Genomic DNA, 22,856 nt, shown 5'->3' on the forward strand with positions numbered 1-22,856 from the left:
AAAGGCTACCGTCCGCAGTTCTACTTCCGTACTACTGACGTGACTGGCACCATCGAACTGCCGGAAGGCGTTGAGATGGTAATGCCGGGCGACAACATCAAAATGGTTGTTACCCTGATCCACCCGATCGCGATGGACGACGGTCTGCGTTTCGCAATCCGTGAAGGCGGCCGTACCGTTGGCGCGGGCGTTGTTGCTAAAGTTCTTGGCTAATCGCTGATAACATTTGACGCAATGCGCAATAAAAGGGCATCATTTGATGCCCTTTTTGCACGCTATCCAACCAGAACCTGGCTCATCAGTGATTTTTTTCTCATAATCATTGCTGAGACAGGCTCTGTAGACGGCGTGAGTGCCGGAGCAATTCGGTTTGGTTTGCCTCGCTTACGCGGGGCAAAAATGTTTGTCTGATTTATTGTGACAGGTTGGTTTATGAGTGCGAATACCGAAGCTCAAGGGAGCGGGCGCGGCCTGGAAGCGGTGAAGTGGTTAGCTGTCATTGCGCTATTAGCCATAGCGATTGTCGGTAACTTCGTTTATCGCGATGTGACTCTGCCTCTGCGTGCCCTTGCAGTGGTGATTTTAATTGCTGCAGCGGGTGGTGTCGCGCTGTTGACGACGAAAGGTAAAGCGACCGTCGCTTTTGCCCGCGAAGCGAGAACCGAAGTCCGTAAGGTGGTTTGGCCTACTCGCCAGGAAACATTGCACACCACATTAATTGTGGCAGCGGTTACTGCTGTAATGTCACTTATCCTGTGGGGACTGGATGGTATTCTGGTCCGCCTGGTATCCTTTATCACTGGCCTGAGGTTCTGAGATGTCTGAAGCTCCTAAAAAGCGCTGGTACGTCGTTCAGGCGTTTTCCGGTTTTGAAGGCCGCGTAGCCACGTCGCTGCGCGAGCATATCAAATTACACAACATGGAAGAGCTGTTTGGTGAAGTCATGGTCCCGACTGAAGAAGTCGTTGAGATCCGTGGCGGCCAGCGTCGCAAAAGCGAGCGCAAATTCTTCCCTGGCTATGTGCTGGTTCAGATGGTAATGAACGATGCCAGCTGGCACCTGGTGCGTAGCGTACCGCGCGTGATGGGGTTCATTGGTGGTACCTCCGATCGACCTGCTCCGATCAGCGATAAAGAAGTCGATGCGATCATGAACCGCCTGCAGCAGGTTGGTGATAAGCCGCGTCCGAAAACGCTGTTCGAGCCGGGTGAAATGGTTCGTGTTAACGATGGTCCGTTTGCTGACTTTAACGGCGTTGTGGAAGAAGTGGATTACGAAAAATCCCGTCTTAAAGTATCGGTTTCTATCTTCGGTCGTGCGACCCCGGTAGAACTGGACTTCGGGCAGGTTGAGAAGGCGTAATCCGCCGATCAAAAAAGCAGCGACGTTAACGTTGCACAAGGCGCGAGATTGGACTACAATTTCGCGCCTTTTGTTTTTATGGACGCTGCGTCCGTAAAACGTATTTATCACGGGGAGCCTCTTCGAGGCGTTATACCCAAACGAGGAAATTGCAATGGCTAAGAAAGTACAAGCCTACGTCAAGCTGCAGGTTGCAGCTGGTATGGCGAACCCGAGCCCACCGGTTGGTCCGGCACTGGGTCAGCAGGGTGTTAACATCATGGAATTCTGTAAAGCGTTCAACGCGAAAACTGATTCCATGGAGAAAGGTCTGCCGATCCCGGTTGTTATTACCGTTTACGCTGACCGTTCTTTCACCTTCGTTACCAAAACTCCGCCGGCAGCAGTTCTGCTGAAAAAAGCGGCTGGTATCAAGTCTGGTTCCGGTAAGCCGAACAAAGACAAAGTTGGTAAAATTTCCCGCGCTCAGCTGCAGGAAATCGCGCAGACCAAAGCTGCCGACATGACTGGTGCCGATGTTGAAGCGATGACTCGCTCCATCGAAGGTACTGCACGTTCCATGGGCCTGGTAGTGGAGGACTAAGAAATGGCTAAACTGACCAAGCGCATGCGTGTGATCCGTGACAAAGTTGATTCGACCAAACAGTACGACATCAACGAAGCTATCTCTCTGCTGAAAGAGCTGGCCACCGCTAAATTTGTAGAAAGCGTAGACGTTGCCGTTAACCTCGGCATCGACGCGCGTAAATCTGACCAGAACGTACGTGGTGCAACTGTACTGCCGCACGGTACTGGCCGTTCTGTTCGCGTTGCCGTATTTGCTCAGGGCCCGAACGCCGAAGCAGCTAAAGCTGCTGGCGCCGAGCTGGTAGGTATGGAAGATCTGGCTGACCAGATCAAGAAAGGCGAAATGAACTTCGACGTTGTTATTGCTTCCCCGGATGCAATGCGCGTTGTTGGCCAGCTGGGCCAGGTACTGGGTCCGCGCGGCCTGATGCCGAACCCGAAAGTGGGTACCGTTACTCCGAACGTTGCTGAAGCGGTTAAAAACGCTAAAGCAGGTCAGGTTCGTTATCGTAACGACAAAAACGGCATCATCCACACCACCATCGGTAAAGTGGATTTTGACGCTGACAAACTGAAAGAAAACCTGGAATCCCTGCTGGTTGCGCTGAAAAAAGCGAAACCGACTCAGGCGAAAGGCGTGTACATCAAGAAAGTTAGCATCTCCACCACCATGGGTGCTGGTGTTGCCGTTGATCAGGCTGGTCTGAACGCGTCTGCGAACTAAGATTAGTCTTTACGTGGGCGGACGTTTTGTCTACAATCTTCGCCCACGAAAAGTTTTATCCGGTTGGAGCCTGGCCTTATCCAGGCCTCCGTCCAAGACCGCAGGTGTTTCGTAAGAGACTTAATTCCCTGCGTAGACGGTGACAGAACCTGAAGAATATTTTTAAGTACTCTTTGGCTTGTTTCTGCTCACCGTATTCAGACGCTCAATCGTTGTATTGAGTGAAGTGAGTTCCGGGGCATTTTGTCCCGGCAAACATCCAGGAGCAAAGCTAATGGCTTTAAATCTTCAAGACAAACAAGCGATTGTTGCTGAAGTCAGCGAAGTAGCCAAAGGCGCGCTGTCTGCGGTTGTTGCGGATTCCCGTGGCGTTACCGTAGATAAAATGACTGAACTGCGTAAAGCAGGTCGTGAAGCTGGCGTTTACATGCGTGTTGTTCGTAACACCCTGCTGCGCCGCGTCGTTGAAGGTACTCCTTTCGAGTGCCTGAAAGACACGTTTGTTGGTCCGACCCTGATTGCATACTCTATGGAACACCCGGGCGCTGCTGCTCGTCTGTTCAAAGATTTCGCGAAAGCGAATGCAAAATTTGAGGTCAAAGCCGCTGCCTTTGAAGGTGAGTTAATCCCGGCATCCCAGATCGATCGCCTGGCAACTCTGCCGACCTACGAAGAAGCAATTGCACGCCTGATGGCGACCATGAAAGAAGCCTCTGCAGGCAAACTGGTCCGTACTCTGGCTGCTGTACGCGATGCGAAAGAAGCTGCTTAATCGCAGTTTTCTTTATAAAGCATTCGCTTACGTATAAACTTATTCTGATATTCAGGAACAATTTAAATGTCTATCACTAAAGATCAAATCATTGAAGCAGTATCCGCTATGTCCGTAATGGACGTTGTTGAGCTGATCTCTGCAATGGAAGAAAAATTCGGTGTTTCTGCTGCTGCTGCTGTAGCTGTTGCTGCTGGCCCGGCTGCTGAAGCTGCTGAAGAGAAAACTGAGTTCGACGTTATTCTGAAAGCTGCTGGCGCTAACAAAGTTGCAGTTATCAAAGCTGTACGTGGCGCGACTGGCCTGGGTCTGAAAGAAGCTAAAGACTTGGTAGAGTCTGCTCCGGCTGCTCTGAAAGAAGGCGTGAGCAAAGACGACGCTGAAGCTCTGAAAAAATCTCTGGAAGAAGCTGGCGCTGAAGTTGAAGTTAAATAAGCCAACCCTTCCGGTTGCAGCTTGAGTAATCAGGCTGATGGCTGGTGACTTTTTAGTCACCAGCCTTTTTGCGCTGTAGGGTACCAGTAGCGTTTCACACTGTTTGACTGCTGGTTTCCTTTCAATGCTTGTTTCTATCGACGACTTAATATATTGCGACAGGGCGCCCGTTCTGTGTAAATCGCAACGAAATGGTTTAAGCGTGATAGCAACAGGTATTGCGGAAAGAGTTCAACTTTCCGGTCAACAAAATGGTGTTGCATAAACTGTCCCCCCGATGGGCAGAGTGGGTCGACTTGTCAGCGAGCTGAGGAACCCTATGGTTTACTCCTATACCGAGAAAAAACGTATTCGTAAGGATTTTGGTAAACGTCCCCAGGTTCTGGACATTCCATATCTCCTTTCTATCCAGCTTGACTCGTTTCAGAAATTTATCGAGCAAGATCCCGAAGGGCAGTACGGCTTGGAAGCAGCATTCCGTTCCGTATTCCCGATTCAGAGCTATAGCGGCAATTCGGAACTGCAGTACGTCAGCTACCGTCTTGGCGAGCCAGTCTTTGATGTAACTGAGTGCCAGATTCGCGGCGTGACCTATTCGGCACCGCTGCGCGTAAAACTGCGCCTGGTGATCTACGAGCGCGAAGCGCCGGAAGGCACCGTTAAAGACATCAAAGAACAAGAAGTTTACATGGGCGAAATTCCGCTCATGACGGATAACGGTACTTTCGTTATCAACGGTACTGAGCGCGTTATTGTTTCTCAGCTGCACCGTAGCCCGGGCGTCTTCTTCGACAGCGATAAGGGTAAAACTCACTCTTCAGGGAAAGTGCTCTATAACGCACGCATCATCCCTTACCGTGGTTCCTGGCTGGATTTCGAGTTTGACCCGAAAGACAACCTGTTCGTGCGTATTGACCGTCGCCGCAAACTGCCTGCGACCATCATTCTGCGCGCGCTGAGCTACACCACTGAGCAGATCCTCGATCTGTTCTTCGAAAAAGTTAATTTCGAAATCCGCGACAACAAGCTGCAGATGGAACTGGTGCCGGAACGCCTGCGTGGCGAAACCGCATCCTTTGACATCGAAGCTGACGGTAAAGTGTATGTTGAGAAAGGCCGCCGTATTACTGCGCGCCACATTCGTCAGCTCGAAAAAGACGAAATCAAACATATCGAAGTGCCGGTTGAATACATCGCTGGCAAAGTCGCGGCTAAAGATTACGTTGATACCTCCACTGGCGAGCTGATTTGCCCGGCCAACATGGAGCTGTCTCTCGATCTGCTGGCGAAGCTGAGCCAGTCTGGTCACAAGCGTATCGAAACGCTGTTCACCAACGATCTGGACCACGGTCCGTACATTTCTGAGACTGTACGCGTCGACCCAACCAACGATCGTCTGAGCGCGCTGGTAGAAATCTACCGCATGATGCGCCCGGGTGAACCGCCGACGCGTGAAGCGGCTGAGACCCTGTTCGAGAACCTGTTCTTCTCCGAAGACCGCTACGATCTCTCTGCGGTTGGTCGTATGAAGTTCAACCGTTCTCTGCTGCGCGACGAGATCGAAGGTTCCGGTATCCTGAGCAAAGACGACATCATTCAGGTGATGAAGAAGCTCATCGATATCCGTAACGGTAAAGGCGAAGTGGATGATATCGACCACCTCGGCAACCGTCGTATCCGTTCCGTGGGCGAGATGGCGGAAAACCAGTTCCGCGTTGGTCTGGTACGTGTAGAGCGTGCGGTGAAAGAGCGTCTGTCTCTGGGCGACCTCGATACCCTGATGCCTCAGGATATGATCAACGCCAAGCCGATTTCCGCGGCGGTGAAAGAGTTCTTCGGCTCCAGCCAGCTGTCTCAGTTTATGGACCAGAACAACCCGCTGTCTGAGATCACGCACAAGCGTCGTATCTCTGCACTCGGCCCGGGCGGTCTGACCCGTGAGCGTGCCGGCTTCGAAGTACGAGACGTACACCCGACTCACTACGGTCGCGTATGTCCAATCGAAACGCCTGAAGGTCCGAACATCGGTCTGATCAACTCCCTGTCTGTTTATGCACAGACCAACGAATACGGCTTCCTCGAAACCCCGTATCGTTTAGTGCGTGACGGCGTGGTGACTGACGAAATTCATTACCTTTCCGCAATCGAGGAAGGTAACTACGTTATCGCTCAGGCGAACACCAACCTGACGGAAGAAGGTCGCTTTGTAGATGATCTGGTAACCTGCCGCAGCAAAGGCGAATCCAGCCTTTTCAGCTCAGACCAGGTTGACTACATGGACGTTTCCACCCAACAGGTGGTTTCCGTTGGTGCGTCCCTGATTCCGTTCCTGGAACACGATGACGCCAACCGTGCATTGATGGGTGCGAACATGCAACGTCAGGCGGTTCCGACTCTGCGCGCTGACAAGCCGCTGGTTGGTACCGGTATGGAACGTGCTGTTGCCGTTGACTCCGGCGTAACCGCCGTTGCCAAACGTGGCGGTACCGTTCAGTACGTGGATGCTTCCCGTATCGTTATCAAAGTTAACGAAGACGAGATGTACCCGGGCGAAGCAGGTATCGACATCTATAACCTGACTAAATACACCCGTTCTAACCAGAACACCTGCATCAACCAGATGCCGTGTGTGTCTCTGAATGAGCCGGTTGAGCGCGGCGACGTGCTGGCAGACGGTCCGTCCACCGACCTCGGTGAACTGGCACTCGGTCAGAACATGCGCGTAGCGTTCATGCCGTGGAATGGTTACAACTTCGAAGACTCCATCCTCGTATCCGAGCGTGTTGTTCAGGAAGACCGTTTCACCACTATCCACATTCAGGAACTGGCGTGCGTGTCTCGTGACACCAAGCTGGGGCCGGAAGAGATCACCGCTGACATCCCGAACGTGGGTGAAGCTGCGCTCTCGAAGCTGGATGAATCAGGTATCGTTTACATCGGTGCGGAAGTGACCGGCGGCGACATTCTGGTTGGTAAGGTAACGCCGAAAGGTGAAACCCAGCTGACGCCAGAAGAGAAACTGCTGCGTGCGATCTTTGGTGAGAAAGCGTCTGACGTTAAAGACTCTTCTCTGCGCGTACCGAACGGCGTATCCGGTACTGTTATCGACGTTCAGGTCTTTACTCGCGATGGCGTAGAAAAAGACAAACGTGCGCTGGAAATCGAAGAGATGCAGCTGAAGCAGGCGAAGAAAGACCTGTCTGAAGAACTGCAGATCCTCGAAGCTGGCCTGTTTAGCCGTATCCACGCAGTGCTGGTTTCCGGTGGCGTTGAAGCTGAGAAGCTCGACAAACTGCCGCGCGACCGCTGGCTGGAACTCGGTCTGAACGACGAAGACAAACAGAATCAGCTGGAACAGCTGGCTGAGCAGTACGACGAACTGAAACACGAGTTTGAGAAAAAACTCGAAGCGAAACGTCGCAAAATCACTCAGGGCGATGATCTGGCACCGGGCGTGCTGAAAATCGTAAAAGTGTATCTGGCCGTTAAACGTCAGATTCAGCCTGGTGACAAGATGGCGGGTCGTCACGGTAACAAGGGTGTTATCTCTAAGATCAACCCGATCGAAGACATGCCTTACGATGAAAACGGCACGCCGGTAGACATCGTACTGAACCCGCTGGGCGTACCGTCTCGTATGAACATCGGTCAGATTCTGGAAACCCACCTGGGTATGGCTGCGAAAGGTATCGGCGACAAGATTAACGCCATGCTGAAGCGTCAGGAAGAAGTCGCGAAACTGCGTGAATTCATCCAGAAAGCGTATGACCTCGGTGCCGATGTGCGTCAGAAAGTTGACCTGAACACCTTCAGCGACGATGAAGTGCTGCGTCTGGCTGAAAACCTGAAAAAAGGTATGCCGATCGCCACGCCGGTGTTCGACGGTGCGAAAGAGTCTGAAATCAAAGAGCTGTTGCAACTGGGCGACCTGCCGACTTCCGGTCAGATCACCCTGTTCGACGGCCGCACCGGTGAGCAGTTCGAGCGTTCAGTAACCGTAGGTTACATGTACATGCTCAAACTGAACCACCTGGTTGATGACAAGATGCACGCGCGTTCTACCGGTTCTTACAGCCTCGTTACTCAGCAGCCGCTGGGTGGTAAGGCGCAGTTCGGTGGTCAGCGCTTCGGTGAGATGGAAGTGTGGGCGCTTGAAGCATACGGCGCAGCATACACCCTTCAGGAAATGCTTACCGTTAAGTCTGATGACGTTAACGGTCGTACCAAGATGTATAAAAACATCGTGGACGGCAACCATCAGATGGAACCAGGCATGCCAGAGTCCTTCAACGTACTGTTGAAAGAGATTCGTTCGCTGGGTATCAACATCGAGCTGGAAGACGAGTAACTCTCGCTCAAACAGGTCACTGGTGCCGGGGTAATACCCGGCACCAGATTGTGCTAACTCCGACGGGAGCAAATCCGTGAAAGACTTATTAAAGTTTCTGAAAGCGCAAACTAAAACCGAAGAGTTTGATGCGATCAAAATTGCTCTGGCCTCGCCAGACATGATCCGTTCATGGTCTTTTGGTGAAGTTAAGAAGCCGGAAACCATTAACTACCGTACGTTCAAACCTGAGCGTGACGGTCTGTTCTGCGCCCGTATCTTTGGGCCAGTAAAAGACTATGAGTGCCTGTGCGGTAAGTACAAGCGCCTGAAACACCGTGGTGTGATCTGTGAGAAGTGCGGCGTAGAAGTGACCCAGACCAAAGTGCGTCGTGAGCGCATGGGCCACATCGAGCTGGCGTCTCCGACTGCCCATATCTGGTTCCTGAAATCACTGCCGTCCCGTATCGGCCTGCTGCTGGATATGCCGCTGCGCGATATCGAACGCGTACTGTACTTCGAATCCTATGTGGTTATCGAAGGTGGCATGACCAACCTCGAGCGTAGCCAGATCCTGACCGAAGAGCAGTACCTCGATGCGCTGGAAGAGTTCGGTGACGAATTCGACGCGAAGATGGGTGCGGAAGCTATTCAGGCACTGCTGAAGAGCATGGACCTGGAGCAGGAGTGCGAGCAGCTGCGTGAAGAACTGAACGAAACCAACTCCGAAACCAAGCGTAAGAAGCTGACCAAGCGTATCAAGCTGCTGGAAGCGTTCGTGCAGTCTGGCAACAAGCCGGAGTGGATGATCCTGACCGTTCTGCCGGTTCTGCCGCCAGATCTGCGTCCGCTGGTTCCGCTGGATGGCGGTCGTTTCGCAACGTCGGATCTGAACGATCTGTATCGTCGCGTGATCAACCGTAACAACCGTCTGAAACGCCTGCTGGATCTCGCTGCGCCGGACATCATCGTACGCAACGAAAAACGTATGCTGCAGGAAGCGGTAGATGCGCTGCTGGATAACGGCCGTCGCGGTCGTGCGATCACCGGTTCCAACAAGCGTCCGCTGAAATCCCTTGCCGACATGATCAAAGGTAAGCAGGGTCGTTTCCGTCAGAACCTGCTCGGTAAGCGTGTTGACTACTCCGGTCGTTCTGTAATCACCGTAGGTCCATACCTGCGTCTGCATCAGTGCGGTCTGCCGAAGAAAATGGCGCTGGAGCTGTTCAAACCGTTCATCTACGGCAAGCTGGAACTGCGTGGCCTCGCGACCACCATCAAAGCCGCCAAGAAAATGGTTGAGCGTGAAGAAGCTGTCGTTTGGGATATCCTGGACGAAGTTATCCGCGAACATCCGGTACTGCTGAACCGTGCACCAACACTGCACCGTCTGGGTATCCAGGCATTTGAGCCGGTACTGATCGAAGGTAAAGCTATCCAGCTGCACCCGCTGGTTTGTGCGGCATACAACGCCGACTTCGATGGTGACCAGATGGCAGTTCACGTACCGCTGACGCTGGAAGCCCAGCTGGAAGCGCGTGCGCTGATGATGTCTACCAACAACATCCTGTCCCCGGCGAACGGCGAACCAATCATCGTTCCGTCTCAGGACGTTGTACTGGGTCTGTACTACATGACCCGTGACTGTGTTAACGCCAAAGGCGAAGGCATGGTGCTGACTGGCCCGAAAGAAGCTGAGCGTATTTACCGCGCTGGCCTGGCCTCTCTGCATGCGCGCGTTAAAGTGCGTATCACTGAATACGAAAAAGATGCAAACGGCGAATTCGTTGCGAAAACCAGCCTGATCGACACCACCGTAGGTCGTGCGATTCTGTGGATGATCGTACCGAAAGGTCTGCCTTTCTCCATCGTCAACCAGGCGCTGGGCAAGAAAGCCATCTCCAAAATGCTGAACACCTGTTACCGCATTCTGGGCCTGAAGCCGACCGTTATCTTTGCTGACCAGACCATGTACACCGGTTTTGCCTATGCAGCGCGCTCTGGTGCGTCTGTTGGTATCGACGACATGGTTATTCCGGAGAAGAAGCACGAAATCATCTCCGAAGCGGAAGCCGAAGTTGCTGAGATTCAGGAGCAGTTCCAGTCTGGTCTGGTAACCGCGGGCGAACGCTACAACAAAGTTATCGATATCTGGGCCGCCGCGAACGATCGCGTATCTAAAGCGATGATGGACAACCTGCAGACTGAAACGGTTATCAACCGTGAAGGTAAAGAAGAGCAGCAGGTTTCCTTCAACAGCATTTACATGATGGCCGACTCCGGTGCGCGTGGTTCTGCTGCACAGATTCGTCAGCTGGCAGGTATGCGTGGTCTGATGGCGAAGCCGGATGGCTCCATCATCGAAACGCCGATCACCGCGAACTTCCGCGAAGGTCTGAACGTACTCCAGTACTTCATCTCCACGCACGGTGCGCGTAAAGGTCTGGCGGATACCGCACTGAAAACGGCGAACTCCGGTTACCTGACCCGTCGTCTGGTAGACGTGGCACAGGATCTGGTTGTCACTGAAGACGATTGCGGCACGCTGGAAGGTATCACCATGACCCCGGTTATCGAGGGTGGTGATGTTAAAGAGCCGCTGCGCGATCGCGTTCTGGGCCGTGTAACTGCTGAAGACGTACTGAAGCCTGGTACCGCAGACATTCTGGTTCCGCGTAACACCCTGCTCCATGAGCACTGGTGTGACCTGCTGGAAGAGAACTCTGTTGACTCAGTGAAAGTGCGCTCCGTCGTATCCTGTGACACCGACTTCGGTGTATGTGCGCACTGCTACGGTCGTGACCTGGCGCGTGGCCACATCATCAACAAAGGTGAAGCAATCGGCGTTATCGCAGCACAGTCCATCGGTGAGCCGGGTACCCAGCTGACGATGCGTACGTTCCACATCGGTGGTGCGGCATCTCGTGCGGCTGCTGAATCCAGCATTCAGGTGAAAAACAAAGGTAGCATCCGTCTGAGCAACGCGAAGTCGGTTGTTAACTCCAGCGGCAAGCTGGTGGTGACGTCACGTAACACCGAGCTGAAGCTGATCGACGAATTCGGTCGTACTAAAGAAAGCTATAAAGTGCCTTACGGTGCGGTAATGGCGAAGGGTGATGGTGAGCAGGTTGCCGGCGGTGAAACCGTTGCAAACTGGGATCCGCACACCATGCCGGTAATCACCGAAGTGAACGGTTACATCCGCTTCACCGACATGATCGACGGCCAGACCATTACCCGTCAGACCGACGAACTGACCGGTCTGTCTTCCCTGGTGGTTCTGGACTCTGCAGAACGTACTACCGGTGGTAAAGACCTGCGTCCGGCACTGAAAATCGTTGATGCCAACGGCGACGACGTTCTGATCCCGGGCACCGACATGCCGGCTCAGTACTTCCTGCCGGGTAAAGCGATTGTACAGCTGGAAGATGGCGTACAGATCGGTGCGGGTGATGCTCTGGCGCGTATTCCACAGGAATCCAGCGGTACCAAGGACATCACCGGTGGTCTGCCACGCGTTGCCGACCTGTTCGAAGCACGTCGTCCGAAAGAGCCGGCAATCCTGGCGGAAATCAGTGGTATCATTTCCTTCGGTAAAGAAACCAAAGGTAAACGCCGTCTGGTTATCACCCCGGTTGATGGCAGCGATCCGTACGAAGAGATGATTCCGAAATGGCGTCAGCTCAACGTGTTCGAAGGTGAGCGCGTAGAACGTGGTGACGTGGTTTCCGACGGTCCGGAAGCACCGCACGACATTCTGCGTCTGCGTGGTGTTCACGCGGTAACTCGTTACATCACCAACGAAGTGCAGGACGTTTACCGTCTGCAGGGCGTTAAGATTAACGATAAGCACATCGAAGTTATCGTGCGTCAGATGCTGCGTAAAGCAACCATCATGAACGCCGGCAGCTCCGAGTTCCTCGAAGGTGAGCAGGCTGAATACTCTCGCATCAAGATCGCTAACCGCGAACTGGAAGCGAACGGCAAGATTGGCGTTACCTATGCGCGCGATCTGCTGGGTATCACCAAAGCCTCTCTGGCAACCGAGTCCTTCATCTCCGCGGCATCGTTCCAGGAGACCACTCGTGTGCTTACCGAAGCAGCCGTTGCGGGCAAACGCGACGAACTGCGCGGCCTGAAAGAGAACGTTATCGTGGGTCGTCTGATCCCGGCTGGTACCGGTTATGCGTACCATCAGGATCGTATGCGTCGCCGTGCTGCGGGTGAACTCCCGGCTGCACCGCAGGTGAGCGCGGAAGAAGCTTCCGCAAGCCTGGCAGAACTGCTGAACGCAGGTCTGGGCGGCAACGACAACGAGTAATCGTGCTGCACCCTGATAAAAACCCGCTTCGGCGGGTTTTTTTTCGCCTGTAATTTTTCAAAAACGTCCTCGATCGCGTTTCAGGACGCCGCTGGTTCAGGCCTGCTGATAAAAGAAACCCATCTTTCATCAGAGGACATCACCATGTTTCGTATCGCCATTCTTATTCTCAGCGCAGCACTCGCTAGCGCCGCCGCCACGGCCGATACCGGCTTTCATCCGTTAACCCTCAGCGAACCGCCGACGCGTCCGCTGGAGGTGGTCGTCTGGTATCCCACAGAACAAACGGGCCCGTCGGAAGAGGTCGGCGGCAACATCGCTTTTGTCGGAACCCCGGTGCATCGCGATGCTGTACCGGCTTCGGGTCGCCATCCGGTGCTGCTGCTGTCGCACGGTTACGGCGGTAACTGGCGCAACCTTAACTGGCTGGCGCAGGCGATGGTCGGGCAGGGCTATATCGTGGCGGCGGTCGATCATCCCGGAACGACAACGCGCAACAAACAGCCCGTGCAGGCCCAGGCCTTATGGTCGCGCCCGCAGGACATGGTGCGGATGCTCGACGCGCTTATTGCTTCGCCGTTACTGGCAGACAGGATTGATGAAACCCGTATTGCGGCGGCGGGGCACTCGTTGGGGGGCTGGACGGTGATGAGTCTGGCGGGAGGGCAGTTTTCCACGGCGCGTTTTATCACGGATTGCAGACAGCACCCGGCCCTGGGCGGATGCAAACTTACTCACACGCTGGGTATCGATCGTCCGGAGGCGGCAGAGAGGCTCGCAGCAAGCCAGCATGACGCGCGTATCAAGGCGGTAATATCGCTGGATGTCGGACTGGCGCGTGGCTTCACCCCTCAGAGCCTGGCGGGTATTAACGTCCCGGTATTGATCATGAGCGCAGAGGCAGACAGTGACGATGTGCCCGCCGCGCTGGAGTCCGGCTATCTGACAGAGAACCTTCCCGCCGGGTTAACGCGAGCCGTCAGCGTAACCGGAGCCACGCACTTCAGCTTTATGCAGTTGTGCAAACCTGGCGCAGCAACATTAATAGAAGCCGAAGCGCCGGGTGAAGGCGTGGTATGCCGCGACGGAGGAGATATCAGTCGGGCAACGGTCCATCAGCGGCTGGTGGCGGAGACTGGCGCATTTCTGAATCAGGCGCTTCATTATCAGGCGCCGCGCGACGATACTCCCCTGGGCTCATCCCGGTAATGCGCATAAATTCGCGGTTGAAATTAGATTTGGTGTTAAATCCGGAATCGAGCATCACCGCCGTGACAGGAGAGGATGTCTGACGCAGTAACCGCTGCGCGTGTGCAATGCGAAAGCCGTTGATCCACTGGGAGACATTACAACCGCGGGTAGCGTTGACCGCCCGGGAGATATGGCGCGCGGGCGTAGCGGTTTTACGTGCCAGCGCATTCAGGGTGAGATCCGGATTCAGATAAAGTGCCTGGTCGGTAATCAGCGCTTCCAGTTGCGTGCAGCGCTGCGCTTCTTCAGGGGCAATCGCAGGCATCGTCGCCGTAGCCGGGGCTTCAGGCATAGCCTGTGGTGCGGCGTTTCGCGGCGGGAGTAAAATTCCGAGGCAAAGAAACGGCAACAACATACCCTGGGATATCACCACCAGCAACGCAGCATGCTCGCCGCGATACAGGCTGAAATCAACGGCGATAGCCATGTCCGTCAGCCCGGAGAAGCACAGGAAACCGCCCGCGATAAACGCCAGTCTGAATGTAGTCGGCACGTCGCTGAGGCGGCTTAAGACAAAGCGATCCTCACCGCGTTGGGCGGTACGCAGCAGGGCACCGCCGTAACCGATATAGAGCAGTATCAATACCGTGTCGGTAACAGCAGGTAAAAAAAGGTGAAGGATCAGGGCTGCCGCCGGCGGTGCCAGGGTGATGATGTGTCGCCAGCGAAGCGGGGTGTCGGTCAAACTGGCGAAGCAGCGCCAGGTGAGCGGCGGCAGACCAATAGCTGCCAGGGTTTGCATCTGCCGTAGCAGCGGAAGGTCGAAGGACCAGCGCAGCGCCGACATCAGGACCACCACTGCGCAACCGGCGAGAAACCAGAGCGCACCGGGATGACGACTGACGTGTGAAAGGTACACTTTCGCCAGCAGTAACAGCAAAATGGCGAGCGTGACAACCGGAACGGGAACAGAGGGCATGGATGACCTGCTTGATGGAGGACGCTACGGCGTAATGATGCAGTTGTGCCATAAAACGCGGTGAAAAACACCTCCCGGATCGGTGGGTTGCAAATACCGTAGAATGCGAGATAAAAAAATGCCCGGTGTTACCGGGCATTCCTGGCACCGCAGCGGGCGCTATTTCACCAGCGGCAGACGACGATAGAGTTCAATCATGTCGCCCGCGAGATCCTGAATCACCATCGCGTTCATCAGGTGATCCTGGGAGTGAACGGTAATCAGGTTCACCGGCAGTTTGCCGCTGCCTTCATCAAGGCCGATGAGCTGGGTCTGGATTTTATGGGCATGCTTCACATACTCATGCGACTCTTCCATCGCTTTTTCCGCGCCGTCGAAGTCGCCTTTGCGGGCAAGCTGTAACGCGGTGAGTGCCTGGCTGCGTGCGGACCCGGCGTTAACCAGCAGCTCCATAATGATCGATTCTAAATCTTCCATCTGTTACTCCATTAATTTCAGGGCTTTATCCAGCACCACATCGCCTTTCATCATGCCGTAATCCATCATGTCGATAACGGCCACGGTTTTACCCAGCGGATCGGCAATTGCCTGGAACTTCTGCTGTTCATATTTAACCTGCGGGCCGAGCAGCACGATATCCGCCGTATCGATAATGTCCTTAAACTCAGCAACCGGTACGGCTTTGATTGAGACCTCAACACCGCGCTTCTGCGCTGCGTCTTTCATGCGTTGTACCAGCATGCTGGTGGACATACCTGCAGCGCAGCATAAAACGATATTCTTCATAATCTGCTCTCTGATTCCGGGGGATAGCGGAAATATTTATCCCCGCTGGCAGGCAGCAACAACCGCTTTCGCCTGATTGTGTGTCTGCCATCACAAAAGAAACCGGCGCAGACGGAAACCGGTTACCTTTTTTGTGAAATGGTCTACTCAAGCCGCGTTTGCATCTGAATAAACAGGAATTTCAGGTGTCAGCACGGTGAAGGCGGGGCGGCAATTGGCAGGGAAAATACCGCCCCGGTCAGCACCGTAACGCTGACAACAGGGAGGTTAACGAAGGTTGCGCCGCATGCCGAGCGTCCGTTTCGCCGTTTGCGGCGCGCTATCCGTGATTTCTTCCGGTTTGCAGCATGGCATCAGGAAAGTTGCGAACCTCTTCCCAGAAAGTGGTCCCAGTCTTTCCACACCGGCTGTAATCCGGCCTCTACCAGCGCAGCGGCCACCTCTTCCGGACGGCGGCTGTCGTGGGTAGCGAACTGTTCCAGCTCCGGGTTGCCATCGGCATAGCCGCCGGGCTGGGTACGCGAAAAAGCGCTGACGGTATTAATCGCCAGCGGAATAACGCGATCGCGGAACCACGGCGATTCCCGGGTGGAGAGCGACAGCTCCACTTCCGGCATTAACAGCCTGAAGGCGCAGATGGTCTGCACCAGCTCGCGCTCATTCATCAGCGATGCCGGTTCCACGCCGCCCGCACAGGGACGCAGGCGCGGGAACGAGACCGAATAACGGCTCTGCCAGTAGTGCTGCTGCAGCCAGAGCAGGTGTTCGGCCAGCAGATAGCAGTCCACGCGCCAGCTGTCCGACAGGCCGATCAATGCCCCCAGTCCGATCTTATCGATCCCGGCCCGACCCAGACGATCCGGGGTTTCCAGCCGCCAGAAAAAGTCCTGCTTGTTGCCGCGCAGGTGGTGCCGGGCGTAGCAGCCTTCATTGTAGGTTTCCTGATAAACCAGCACGCCATCCAGCCCGAGGGTTTTCAGCTCGGCGTACTCCGCCTGCGCCAGCGGTTGCACTTCCATCTGCAGCGAAGAAAAACGGCTGCGGATGGCAGGCAGATGCTGGCGAAAGTAGTCCATGCCCACTTTGCTCTGATGCTCGCCGGTCACCAGCAGGATATGGTCGAACCCCAACGCCTGCAGGGCATCACACTCCCGGACAATCTCCGCCTCGTCCAGCGTCTTGCGGCGCAGGCGGTTGCTCATAGAAAAGCCACAGTAGGTGCAGTCGTTGGCGCACAGGTTGGAGAGATAGAGCGGGACGTAAAAGCTGACGGTATTGCCGAAGCGCTGGCGGGTAAGGCGCTGGGCCTGCTGAGCCAGTGCTTCGAGGTACGGCTGTGCGGCCGGTGAGAGCAGCGCCATCATATCGTCCCGACTACGCTTTGAGGCATTCAGCGCGCGCTCAACGTCAGCCCCGGTTTTGCTGTTGATGCGCAGCCGGATATCGTCCCAGTCGAACTGCTGCCAGTGCGAGGTAAACGTCTTCATCCGGCGGCCCCCAGAAAGTCGGTGAGCGGGCTGGAGGCGCTGGCTACCTGCTGTTGCGCGCCCGGCCCGGCCTGATGTGCCAGCGCGCCGGCTTCAACGGCAAGGCGGAACGCCTGCGCCATGCGTACCGGGTCGCTGGCAACGGCTATCGCCGTGTTTACCAGTACCGCGGCGGCCCCCATCTCCAGCGCCTCGGTGGCGTGGCTCGGCACACCGATACCGGCATCGACCACCACCGGCACCGTGGCCTGTTCAATAATGATCTCCAGCAGTGCGCGGGTCTGTAGCCCTTTATTGGAGCCAATCGGCGCACCGAGCGGCATCACCGCCGCGCAGCCGGCTTCCTCCAGCCGCTTGCACAGTACCGGGTCGGCACCGCAGTAGGGCAGCACCACGAACCCCTGCGCGACCAGCTTCTCTGCGGCACGCAGCGTTTCAATCGGGTCGGGCAGCAGGTAGCGGGCATCCGGGTGAATTTCGAGTTTGACCCAGTGCGTACCCAGCGCCTCGCGGGCCAGCTGCGCGGCGAACACCGCTTCCTCGGCGGTTTTCGCGCCGGAGGTATTCGGCAGCAGCGTGACGCCCGCCTCCAGCAGCGGGGCGAGAATCGCATCCCGGCGATCCCGCAGATCGACGCGCTTCATTGCCAGCGTCACCAGTTCGCTACCGGAGGCGCGGATCGCGTCCACCATCAATGAGGACGAAGCGAATTTACCGGTGCCGGTAAAGAGTCGCGAGGTAAAGGTTTTATCAGCAATGCGCAGCATGTCAGCCTCCGGCGATGACCTGAAAAAGCAGGAGGTGATCGCCCTCCTCAAGATGGTGTTCCTCCCAGCGCGAGCGCGGGAGGATCTGATGGTTCAGCGCCAGCGCCACGCCGGGCGTCAGCAGCTGCCGTTGCGAAAGAAACGCCGCGACGGTGAGCGGCATGTCGCACTCCTGTCGCTCGTCGTTAAGCAGAACGTGCATACGCGCCTCCACCACATACCGGGCAGCCCGGCGCGCGCGTCAGACTCAGTGTGCGCCACTGTCCACTGCGTCCATCAAACAGACGCAGCGTACTGGCATCGGTTGGCATACCGCTCAGCAGCTTCAGACCTTCCAGCGCCTGCGGTGTTCCCATCATGCCCACGACCGGGCCGGGCACACCGGCGGTGCGGCAGTTGCGCTCCGGCTCGGCGTCGTCAGGCCACAGGCAGCGGTAGCAGCCGTGCTGCCAGGGCGGCGTCAGGGTCATTATCTGGCCGCCGAAGCCGACGGCGCTGGCGCTAATCAGCGGCCTGTTCTGCGCCACGCAGGCGGCATTGATGGCCTGGCGCGACGCCATGTTATCGGTACAGTCCAGCACCACATCCGCCTGCGCTACCGCCTGTAGCAGAGCATCGCCCTGTAAACGCTGCGACAGAAGGCGCAGCGTGACGTGCGGGTTGATTGCGCTCAGCCGCCGTCCAGCTGCTTCGGCTTTCGGCTGGCCAACATCCGCACTGGCATAGAGCGTCTGCCGGTGCAGATTGCTGATGTGCACCTGGTCATCATCCACCAGCGTCAGGGTGCCAACGCCTGCGCCCGCAAGGTAGTGCGCGGCCGGCGAGCCAAGTCCGCCCAGCCCGATAATCAGCGCCCGGCCTCGCTGTAAGCGGCTCTGTCCTTCAACGGCAATGTCCTCCAGCAGGATCTGGCGGCTGTAGCGCATGAAATCGGCATCATTCATCGCCCACCCCCGCCAGTGCCAGCAGCGCCCGGGTCGCTGCCTGCCAGTCTGCGGCCTGCGTAATGGCGCTGACCACGGCAATGCTGCCCACGCCGGTCTCCAGCACCGCCGCGGCGCGTTCGAGGCTGATACCGCCGATGGCGACGGTGGGGTAATTGCCTACTCTTTTTACGTGCGCCGCCAGCTGGCTCAGCCCCTGCGGCGCAGAGGGCATCTGTTTGGTTTGGGTTGGAAACACGTGACCAAGAGCGATATAGGAGGGGCGTACCGCCAGCGCGACGTCAATCTCCATATCGTCATGGGTGGAAACGCCCAGCCGCAGTCCGGCAGCACGGATTGCGTCCAGATCGGCGCTGGCAAGATCCTCCTGACCGAGATGCACGCCGTAGGCCTGGTGCTTGATCGCCAGCCGCCAGTAATCGTTGATAAACAGCCGGGCGTGATAGCCTTTACCCAGCGCGATGGCCGCCTGCACATCTGCCTCAACCTCATGGTCCTGTTTGTCTTTGATGCGCAGCTGTAACGTGCGCACGCCCGCCGCCAGCAGGCGTTCAACCCAGAGCAGGCTGTCCACCACCGGGTAGAGACCGAGACGTTGCGGCACTACAGGGAACAGGGGGGTCAGCATCATGCTTCCTCCTGGCGCAGATAGATGTCGCCGCCTTTGGCGCGGAAGGTGTTCGCCATGTCGTTCAGGCCCGCTTCACGCTCCTGCTGCGCCGCATAGTCGCGGACTTCCTGAGTGATTTTCATCGAGCAGAATTTCGGGCCACACATGGAGCAGAAGTGCGCCACTTTGCCTGACTCCTGCGGCAGCGTTTCGTCGTGATAGGCCCGGGCGGTAAACGGGTCGAGCGCAAGGTTAAACTGATCCTCCCAGCGGAACTCGAAGCGCGCCTTCGACATGGCGTTATCGCGGATCTGCGCGCCCGGATGGCCCTTCGCCAGGTCAGCGGCGTGCGCGGCGATTTTGTAAGTAATCAGCCCCTGCTTCACGTCCTCTTTGTTCGGCAGGCCGAGGTGCTCTTTGGGCGTTACGTAGCAGAGCATCGCGCAGCCAAACCAGCCGATCATCGCGGCGCCGATGCCCGAGGTAAAGTGGTCGTAGCCCGGTGCAATGTCGGTGGTCAGCGGGCCGAGGGTATAGAACGGGGCTTCATGGCAGTGCTCCAGCTCCTCGGTCATGTTGCGGCGGATCATCTGCATCGGCACGTGCCCCGGGCCTTCAATCATCACCTGAACGTCATACTCCCAGGCGATTTTCGTCAGCTCGCCCAGCGTGTGCAGCTCGGCAAACTGCGCCTCGTCGTTGGCATCCTGAATTGAACCCGGACGCAGCCCGTCGCCGAGCGACAGCGATACGTCATAGGCGGCGCAAATTTCGCAGATCTCGCGGAAGTGGGTGTAGAGGAAGTTCTCCTGATGGTGCGACAGGCACCACTTCGCCATGATAGACCCACCGCGCGAGACAATCCCGGTGAGGCGTTTCGCGGTCATTGGCACATAGCGCAGCAGCACCCCGGCATGGATGGTGAAGTAGTCCACACCCTGTTCCGCCTGCTCCAGCAGAGTATCGCGGAACGACTCCCAGCTCAGGTTTTCCGCAATGCCGTTGACCTTCTCCAGCGCCTGATAGATCGGCACAGTGCCAATCGGCACCGGGCTGTTGCGCAGGATCCACTCCCGCGTTTCGTGGATGTTGCGCCCGGTAGAGAGATCCATCACCGTATCCGCGCCCCAGCGCGTGGACCACACCAGTTTCTCCACCTCTTCTTCAATAGAGGAGGTTACTGCGGAATTACCGATGTTGGCGTTCACTTTCACCAGGAAGTTGCGGCCAATGATCATCGGTTCCGATTCAGGGTGATTGATATTGGCGGGAATGATGGCGCGGCCGGCGGCAACTTCAGCGCGCACAAACTCGGGGGTGATGTTCTCCGGTAGCTGGGCGCCAAAGGCTTCTCCCGGATGCTGGTGGCGCAGCACTTCGCTGCGGATGCGCTCCCGGCCCATATTCTCGCGGATTGCGATGAACTCCATCTCCGGCGTGATGATGCCCTGGCGCGCGTAGTGCAGCTGGGTGACGCATTTGCCTGACCGGGCGCGGCGCGGCGTCAGCAGGCCGCTAAAACGCAGTTCATCCAGCCCGTCATCGGCGAGGCGCTCCCGGGTCCAGGCGGAGCTGCGGCTGGACAGCGCCTCGGTATCCTGGCGCGCTTCAATCCACGGGGCGCGCACTTTCTCCAGCCCGCGATGCACATCGATAGCGATTGCCGGGTCGCCGTAGGGGCCGGAGGTGTCGTACACCGGCACCGGCTCGTTGGCGTCATACTGCGGGTTGCTTTCACTGCCGCCGGTAAGGGTCGGGCTGAGCTGGATCTCGCGCATCGGCACGCGAATATCGGGCCGGGAGCCGGTGAGGTAGATACGGTGCGAATTGGGAAACGCGGTTCCCTCAAGGGTGCTGATAAAACGTTGGGCCTGCGCGCGGGTTTCGCGGCGGTTGGGTTTGACGGTCACAGACATAGCGCATTCCAGTAAATAATCGGGAAGTGGCTTGTCAGAACGACGGATGAAGCAAGAGGGAGACGCCGCGCAGAGGTGCGACGCCACAGCAGGTTGACTCTTGTTCCCTTCGCAGGTATTAGCCTGATCAGGTTCCGCGGATCCCGAATTAACGGTCTCAGCCCGTGCATACACACTGGGCACTCCGACAAGATGACCCTTCAGCGATGCTGCCGCAGGGCAGAATGCTTCAGGGAAAACCCCGCACGACGGCGGGGCTAAAATAAATTACGCGTTAACTGCCCGAAACTCAAGCCGGGCGCGCGAAGCTGGTTTCGTCGTTGGCGCTGTCGCGCAGGTCGTTATCAAATGCCAGCACGATCAGTTTATCTTCCAGCGCGAAGCGGGCAGCCAGCGCTTCGCCGATACCGGACAGCGCTTCCTGGAACTCCAGGCAGTTGTCGTGATCGATAGCATTTTCCAGATGGGTATCGTAATACGCCATGATTTCCTGCGTATTCGCTTCGAGTAAGGGGTAGAGTTGTGTGGCGGCAACCAGCGGGCTGGACCCTTCCATTTCGCTGATAAGGCGCTCGTAAATATTAAAGTGACCGGCTGACAGGTAATCAACCAGGTTGTGACAAAAATCATCCAGCGCCTGTTCGTCCAGCGCGATGTGCGTTTCCTTGCCAGGTTTAATGCCAACCACTTTGTAATAGTTTACCAGCAGGTGTTTGCGCACGTTGAGCCAGCGGTCGACGAGTTCGTTACTGCCTCCAACGCGTTCTGTCAGACTTTCCAGCTGATTTAGCATGATCGACTCCATGAGTTATAAGATTAAAAGCAGTACACCCAAAATATGTAAAAATAATGTGAACAACATGCCAGTGAAGCTAAGGTAGTGCAACAGGTTATGGAACATACAATAGACAAACACGATCACGGCTGGTGGATCGTCAGCCATGAACAAAAATTATGGCTGCCGAATGGCGATTTGCCCAATGGATACGCGGAAAAATTTTCGCTGACCGGTAAAAGCGCGATCAAAATCGGCGAATGGGAAAATGAGCCGGTGTGGCTGGTGCGTGAGGCCCGGCGGCAGGACATGGCGTCTGTGCGCCAGGTCATCGATAAGGATGTCGGTCTGTTCCAGCTTGCTGGCCGCGGCGTACAGCTCGCCGAATTCTATCGTTCACACAAGTACTGCGGCTACTGCGGCCACGAAATGCATCCCGGAAAAAGCGAGTGGGCGATGCTGTGTGGGCACTGCCACGAGCGCTACTATCCGCAAATTGCCCCGTGCATCATTGTTGCCATCCGCCACGAGGATAAGATCCTGCTGGCTCAGCACAACCGCCACCGCAACGGCATCTATACCGTGCTGGCCGGCTTTGTTGAAGTGGGCGAGACGCTGGAGCAGGCGGTCGCGCGTGAAGTGATGGAAGAGAGCAATATCCGGGTGAAGAACCTGCGTTACGTCACTTCCCAGCCGTGGCCGTTCCCGCAGTCGTTAATGACGGCTTACATGGCGGAATACGACAGCGGCGAGCTGAAAATCGACCCCAAAGAGCTGTTAGATGCCGGCTGGTATCGCTATGACCAGCTGCCGCTGCTGCCCCCGCCGGGCACCGTGGCGCGCCGCTTGATCGAAGATACTGTTGCTTTGTGCCGGGCTGAGTACGAATGAC

Annotated in this window: 21 protein-coding genes and 1 riboswitch; of the genes, 11 read left to right on the plus strand and 10 right to left on the minus strand. The window is 56.4% G+C overall.

Features of this window, described 5'->3' with window-relative positions; translation table 11 throughout:
• The 10 genes from ET34_RS0113130 to ET34_RS0113175 all read left to right on the plus strand — a co-directional run.
• Positions 1-213: EF-Tu C-terminal domain-related protein (locus ET34_RS0113130; RefSeq protein ID WP_031522768.1), on the plus strand; the 213-nt coding region annotated here is incomplete at its 5' end.
• 219 nt (positions 214-432) lie between these two features.
• On the plus strand, positions 433-816 hold the full coding sequence (gene secE, locus ET34_RS0113135) for a preprotein translocase subunit SecE (protein ID WP_031522770.1): 384 nt from the start codon (positions 433-435) through the stop codon (positions 814-816).
• A gap of 1 nt (position 817) precedes the next feature.
• Positions 818-1,363 carry a transcription termination/antitermination protein NusG gene (gene nusG, locus ET34_RS0113140; protein WP_007665882.1) on the plus strand — a complete coding sequence of 182 codons (546 nt, stop codon included), beginning with the start codon at positions 818-820 and terminating at the stop codon, positions 1,361-1,363.
• A 154-nt stretch (positions 1,364-1,517) separates the two neighbouring features.
• Positions 1,518-1,946, plus strand: coding sequence for a 50S ribosomal protein L11 (gene rplK / locus ET34_RS0113145; RefSeq protein WP_031522773.1), 429 nt, complete (start codon positions 1,518-1,520; stop codon positions 1,944-1,946).
• A gap of 3 nt (positions 1,947-1,949) precedes the next feature.
• Positions 1,950-2,654: a 50S ribosomal protein L1 gene (rplA, locus tag ET34_RS0113150; protein WP_031522775.1), complete on the plus strand. Its 705-nt coding sequence runs from the start codon at positions 1,950-1,952 to the stop codon at positions 2,652-2,654.
• Positions 2,655-2,928: 274 nt separating this feature from the next.
• Positions 2,929-3,426, plus strand: coding sequence for a 50S ribosomal protein L10 (rplJ, locus tag ET34_RS0113155; RefSeq protein ID WP_004109731.1), 498 nt, complete (start codon positions 2,929-2,931; stop codon positions 3,424-3,426).
• Positions 3,427-3,492: 66 nt separating this feature from the next.
• Positions 3,493-3,861, plus strand: a complete 369-nt coding sequence (gene rplL, locus ET34_RS0113160; RefSeq protein ID WP_007727297.1) for a 50S ribosomal protein L7/L12 — start codon at positions 3,493-3,495, stop codon at positions 3,859-3,861.
• Between the two features lie 319 nt (positions 3,862-4,180).
• Complete coding sequence (gene rpoB, locus ET34_RS0113165) at positions 4,181-8,209, plus strand: DNA-directed RNA polymerase subunit beta (protein ID WP_031522779.1); 4,029 nt, start codon at positions 4,181-4,183, stop codon at positions 8,207-8,209.
• A gap of 76 nt (positions 8,210-8,285) precedes the next feature.
• Positions 8,286-12,509 (plus strand): DNA-directed RNA polymerase subunit beta', encoded by a 4,224-nt coding sequence (rpoC, locus tag ET34_RS0113170; protein ID WP_031522780.1) that lies wholly within the window; start codon positions 8,286-8,288, stop codon positions 12,507-12,509.
• A gap of 144 nt (positions 12,510-12,653) precedes the next feature.
• The gene (locus ET34_RS0113175; protein WP_031522781.1) at positions 12,654-13,718 is read left to right on the plus strand and encodes an alpha/beta hydrolase family protein; all 1,065 of its coding nucleotides are present in this window, start codon (positions 12,654-12,656) and stop codon (positions 13,716-13,718) included.
• Here ET34_RS0113175 and ET34_RS21890 read toward each other — a convergent pair.
• From ET34_RS21890 to ET34_RS0113225, 10 genes are all read right to left on the minus strand, one after another.
• A complete protein-coding gene (locus ET34_RS21890; RefSeq protein ID WP_072002026.1) occupies positions 13,606-14,679 on the minus strand; it encodes a helix-turn-helix domain-containing protein in 1,074 nt (357 codons plus the stop codon). The genes ET34_RS0113175 and ET34_RS21890 overlap by 113 nt on opposite strands.
• A 159-nt stretch (positions 14,680-14,838) precedes the next feature.
• The gene (locus ET34_RS0113185) at positions 14,839-15,156 is read right to left on the minus strand and encodes a PTS lactose/cellobiose transporter subunit IIA (RefSeq protein ID WP_031522784.1); all 318 of its coding nucleotides are present in this window, start codon (positions 15,154-15,156) and stop codon (positions 14,839-14,841) included.
• Positions 15,157-15,159: 3 nt separating this feature from the next.
• Positions 15,160-15,465, minus strand: coding sequence for a PTS sugar transporter subunit IIB (locus ET34_RS0113190; protein ID WP_031522786.1), 306 nt, complete (start codon positions 15,463-15,465; stop codon positions 15,160-15,162).
• A gap of 353 nt (positions 15,466-15,818) precedes the next feature.
• Positions 15,819-16,952, minus strand: a complete 1,134-nt coding sequence (thiH, locus tag ET34_RS0113195; protein ID WP_031522788.1) for a 2-iminoacetate synthase ThiH — start codon at positions 16,950-16,952, stop codon at positions 15,819-15,821.
• On the minus strand, positions 16,949-17,719 hold the full coding sequence (gene thiG / locus ET34_RS0113200) for a thiazole synthase (protein ID WP_031522789.1): 771 nt from the start codon (positions 17,717-17,719) through the stop codon (positions 16,949-16,951). Before thiG ends, thiH begins: the two co-directional genes overlap by 4 nt.
• A 1-nt stretch (position 17,720) precedes the next feature.
• Positions 17,721-17,921 carry a sulfur carrier protein ThiS gene (thiS, locus tag ET34_RS0113205; RefSeq protein ID WP_031522791.1) on the minus strand — a complete coding sequence of 67 codons (201 nt, stop codon included), beginning with the start codon at positions 17,919-17,921 and terminating at the stop codon, positions 17,721-17,723.
• Positions 17,905-18,663, minus strand: a complete 759-nt coding sequence (locus ET34_RS0113210) for a HesA/MoeB/ThiF family protein (RefSeq protein WP_031522793.1) — start codon at positions 18,661-18,663, stop codon at positions 17,905-17,907. Before ET34_RS0113210 ends, thiS begins: the two co-directional genes overlap by 17 nt.
• Complete coding sequence (thiE, locus tag ET34_RS0113215) at positions 18,656-19,291, minus strand: thiamine phosphate synthase (RefSeq protein WP_031522795.1); 636 nt, start codon at positions 19,289-19,291, stop codon at positions 18,656-18,658. The genes ET34_RS0113210 and thiE overlap by 8 nt, the downstream gene beginning before the upstream one ends.
• Positions 19,291-21,189 (minus strand): phosphomethylpyrimidine synthase ThiC, encoded by a 1,899-nt coding sequence (thiC, locus tag ET34_RS0113220; RefSeq protein WP_031522797.1) that lies wholly within the window; start codon positions 21,187-21,189, stop codon positions 19,291-19,293. Before thiC ends, thiE begins: the two co-directional genes overlap by 1 nt.
• A gap of 87 nt (positions 21,190-21,276) precedes the next feature.
• Positions 21,277-21,386, minus strand: a riboswitch (TPP riboswitch).
• A gap of 92 nt (positions 21,387-21,478) precedes the next feature.
• Positions 21,479-21,982, minus strand: coding sequence for an Rsd/AlgQ family anti-sigma factor (locus ET34_RS0113225; protein WP_031522799.1), 504 nt, complete (start codon positions 21,980-21,982; stop codon positions 21,479-21,481).
• Between the two features lie 99 nt (positions 21,983-22,081).
• On the opposite strand from ET34_RS0113225, the gene nudC reads away from it, so the two are divergent.
• Entirely contained in the window at positions 22,082-22,855 is a 774-nt protein-coding gene (gene nudC / locus ET34_RS0113230) for an NAD(+) diphosphatase (RefSeq protein ID WP_031522800.1), read from the plus strand.
• Position 22,856 lies beyond the last annotated feature (1 nt).

This window comes from Siccibacter colletis (assembly GCF_000696575.1).
Taxonomy (GTDB): Bacteria; Pseudomonadota; Gammaproteobacteria; order Enterobacterales; family Enterobacteriaceae; genus Siccibacter; species Siccibacter colletis.

Coding starts and splice junctions, on each gene's coding strand:
- secE (WP_031522770.1), top strand. CDS start 433: ATGAGTGCGAATACCGAAGCTCAAGGGAGCGGGCGCGGCCTGGAAGCG.
- nusG (WP_007665882.1), top strand. CDS start 818: ATGTCTGAAGCTCCTAAAAAGCGCTGGTACGTCGTTCAGGCGTTTTCC.
- rplK (WP_031522773.1), top strand. CDS start 1,518: ATGGCTAAGAAAGTACAAGCCTACGTCAAGCTGCAGGTTGCAGCTGGT.
- rplA (WP_031522775.1), top strand. CDS start 1,950: ATGGCTAAACTGACCAAGCGCATGCGTGTGATCCGTGACAAAGTTGAT.
- rplJ (WP_004109731.1), top strand. CDS start 2,929: ATGGCTTTAAATCTTCAAGACAAACAAGCGATTGTTGCTGAAGTCAGC.
- rplL (WP_007727297.1), top strand. CDS start 3,493: ATGTCTATCACTAAAGATCAAATCATTGAAGCAGTATCCGCTATGTCC.
- rpoB (WP_031522779.1), top strand. CDS start 4,181: ATGGTTTACTCCTATACCGAGAAAAAACGTATTCGTAAGGATTTTGGT.
- ET34_RS0113175 (WP_031522781.1), top strand. CDS start 12,654: ATGTTTCGTATCGCCATTCTTATTCTCAGCGCAGCACTCGCTAGCGCC.
- ET34_RS21890 (WP_072002026.1), bottom strand. CDS start 14,679: ATGCCCTCTGTTCCCGTTCCGGTTGTCACGCTCGCCATTTTGCTGTTA.
- ET34_RS0113185 (WP_031522784.1), bottom strand. CDS start 15,156: ATGGAAGATTTAGAATCGATCATTATGGAGCTGCTGGTTAACGCCGGG.
- ET34_RS0113190 (WP_031522786.1), bottom strand. CDS start 15,465: ATGAAGAATATCGTTTTATGCTGCGCTGCAGGTATGTCCACCAGCATG.
- thiH (WP_031522788.1), bottom strand. CDS start 16,952: ATGAAGACGTTTACCTCGCACTGGCAGCAGTTCGACTGGGACGATATC.
- thiG (WP_031522789.1), bottom strand. CDS start 17,719: ATGCTGCGCATTGCTGATAAAACCTTTACCTCGCGACTCTTTACCGGC.
- thiS (WP_031522791.1), bottom strand. CDS start 17,921: ATGCACGTTCTGCTTAACGACGAGCGACAGGAGTGCGACATGCCGCTC.
- ET34_RS0113210 (WP_031522793.1), bottom strand. CDS start 18,663: ATGAATGATGCCGATTTCATGCGCTACAGCCGCCAGATCCTGCTGGAG.
- thiE (WP_031522795.1), bottom strand. CDS start 19,291: ATGCTGACCCCCCTGTTCCCTGTAGTGCCGCAACGTCTCGGTCTCTAC.
- thiC (WP_031522797.1), bottom strand. CDS start 21,189: ATGTCTGTGACCGTCAAACCCAACCGCCGCGAAACCCGCGCGCAGGCC.
- ET34_RS0113225 (WP_031522799.1), bottom strand. CDS start 21,982: ATGCTAAATCAGCTGGAAAGTCTGACAGAACGCGTTGGAGGCAGTAAC.
- nudC (WP_031522800.1), top strand. CDS start 22,082: ATGGAACATACAATAGACAAACACGATCACGGCTGGTGGATCGTCAGC.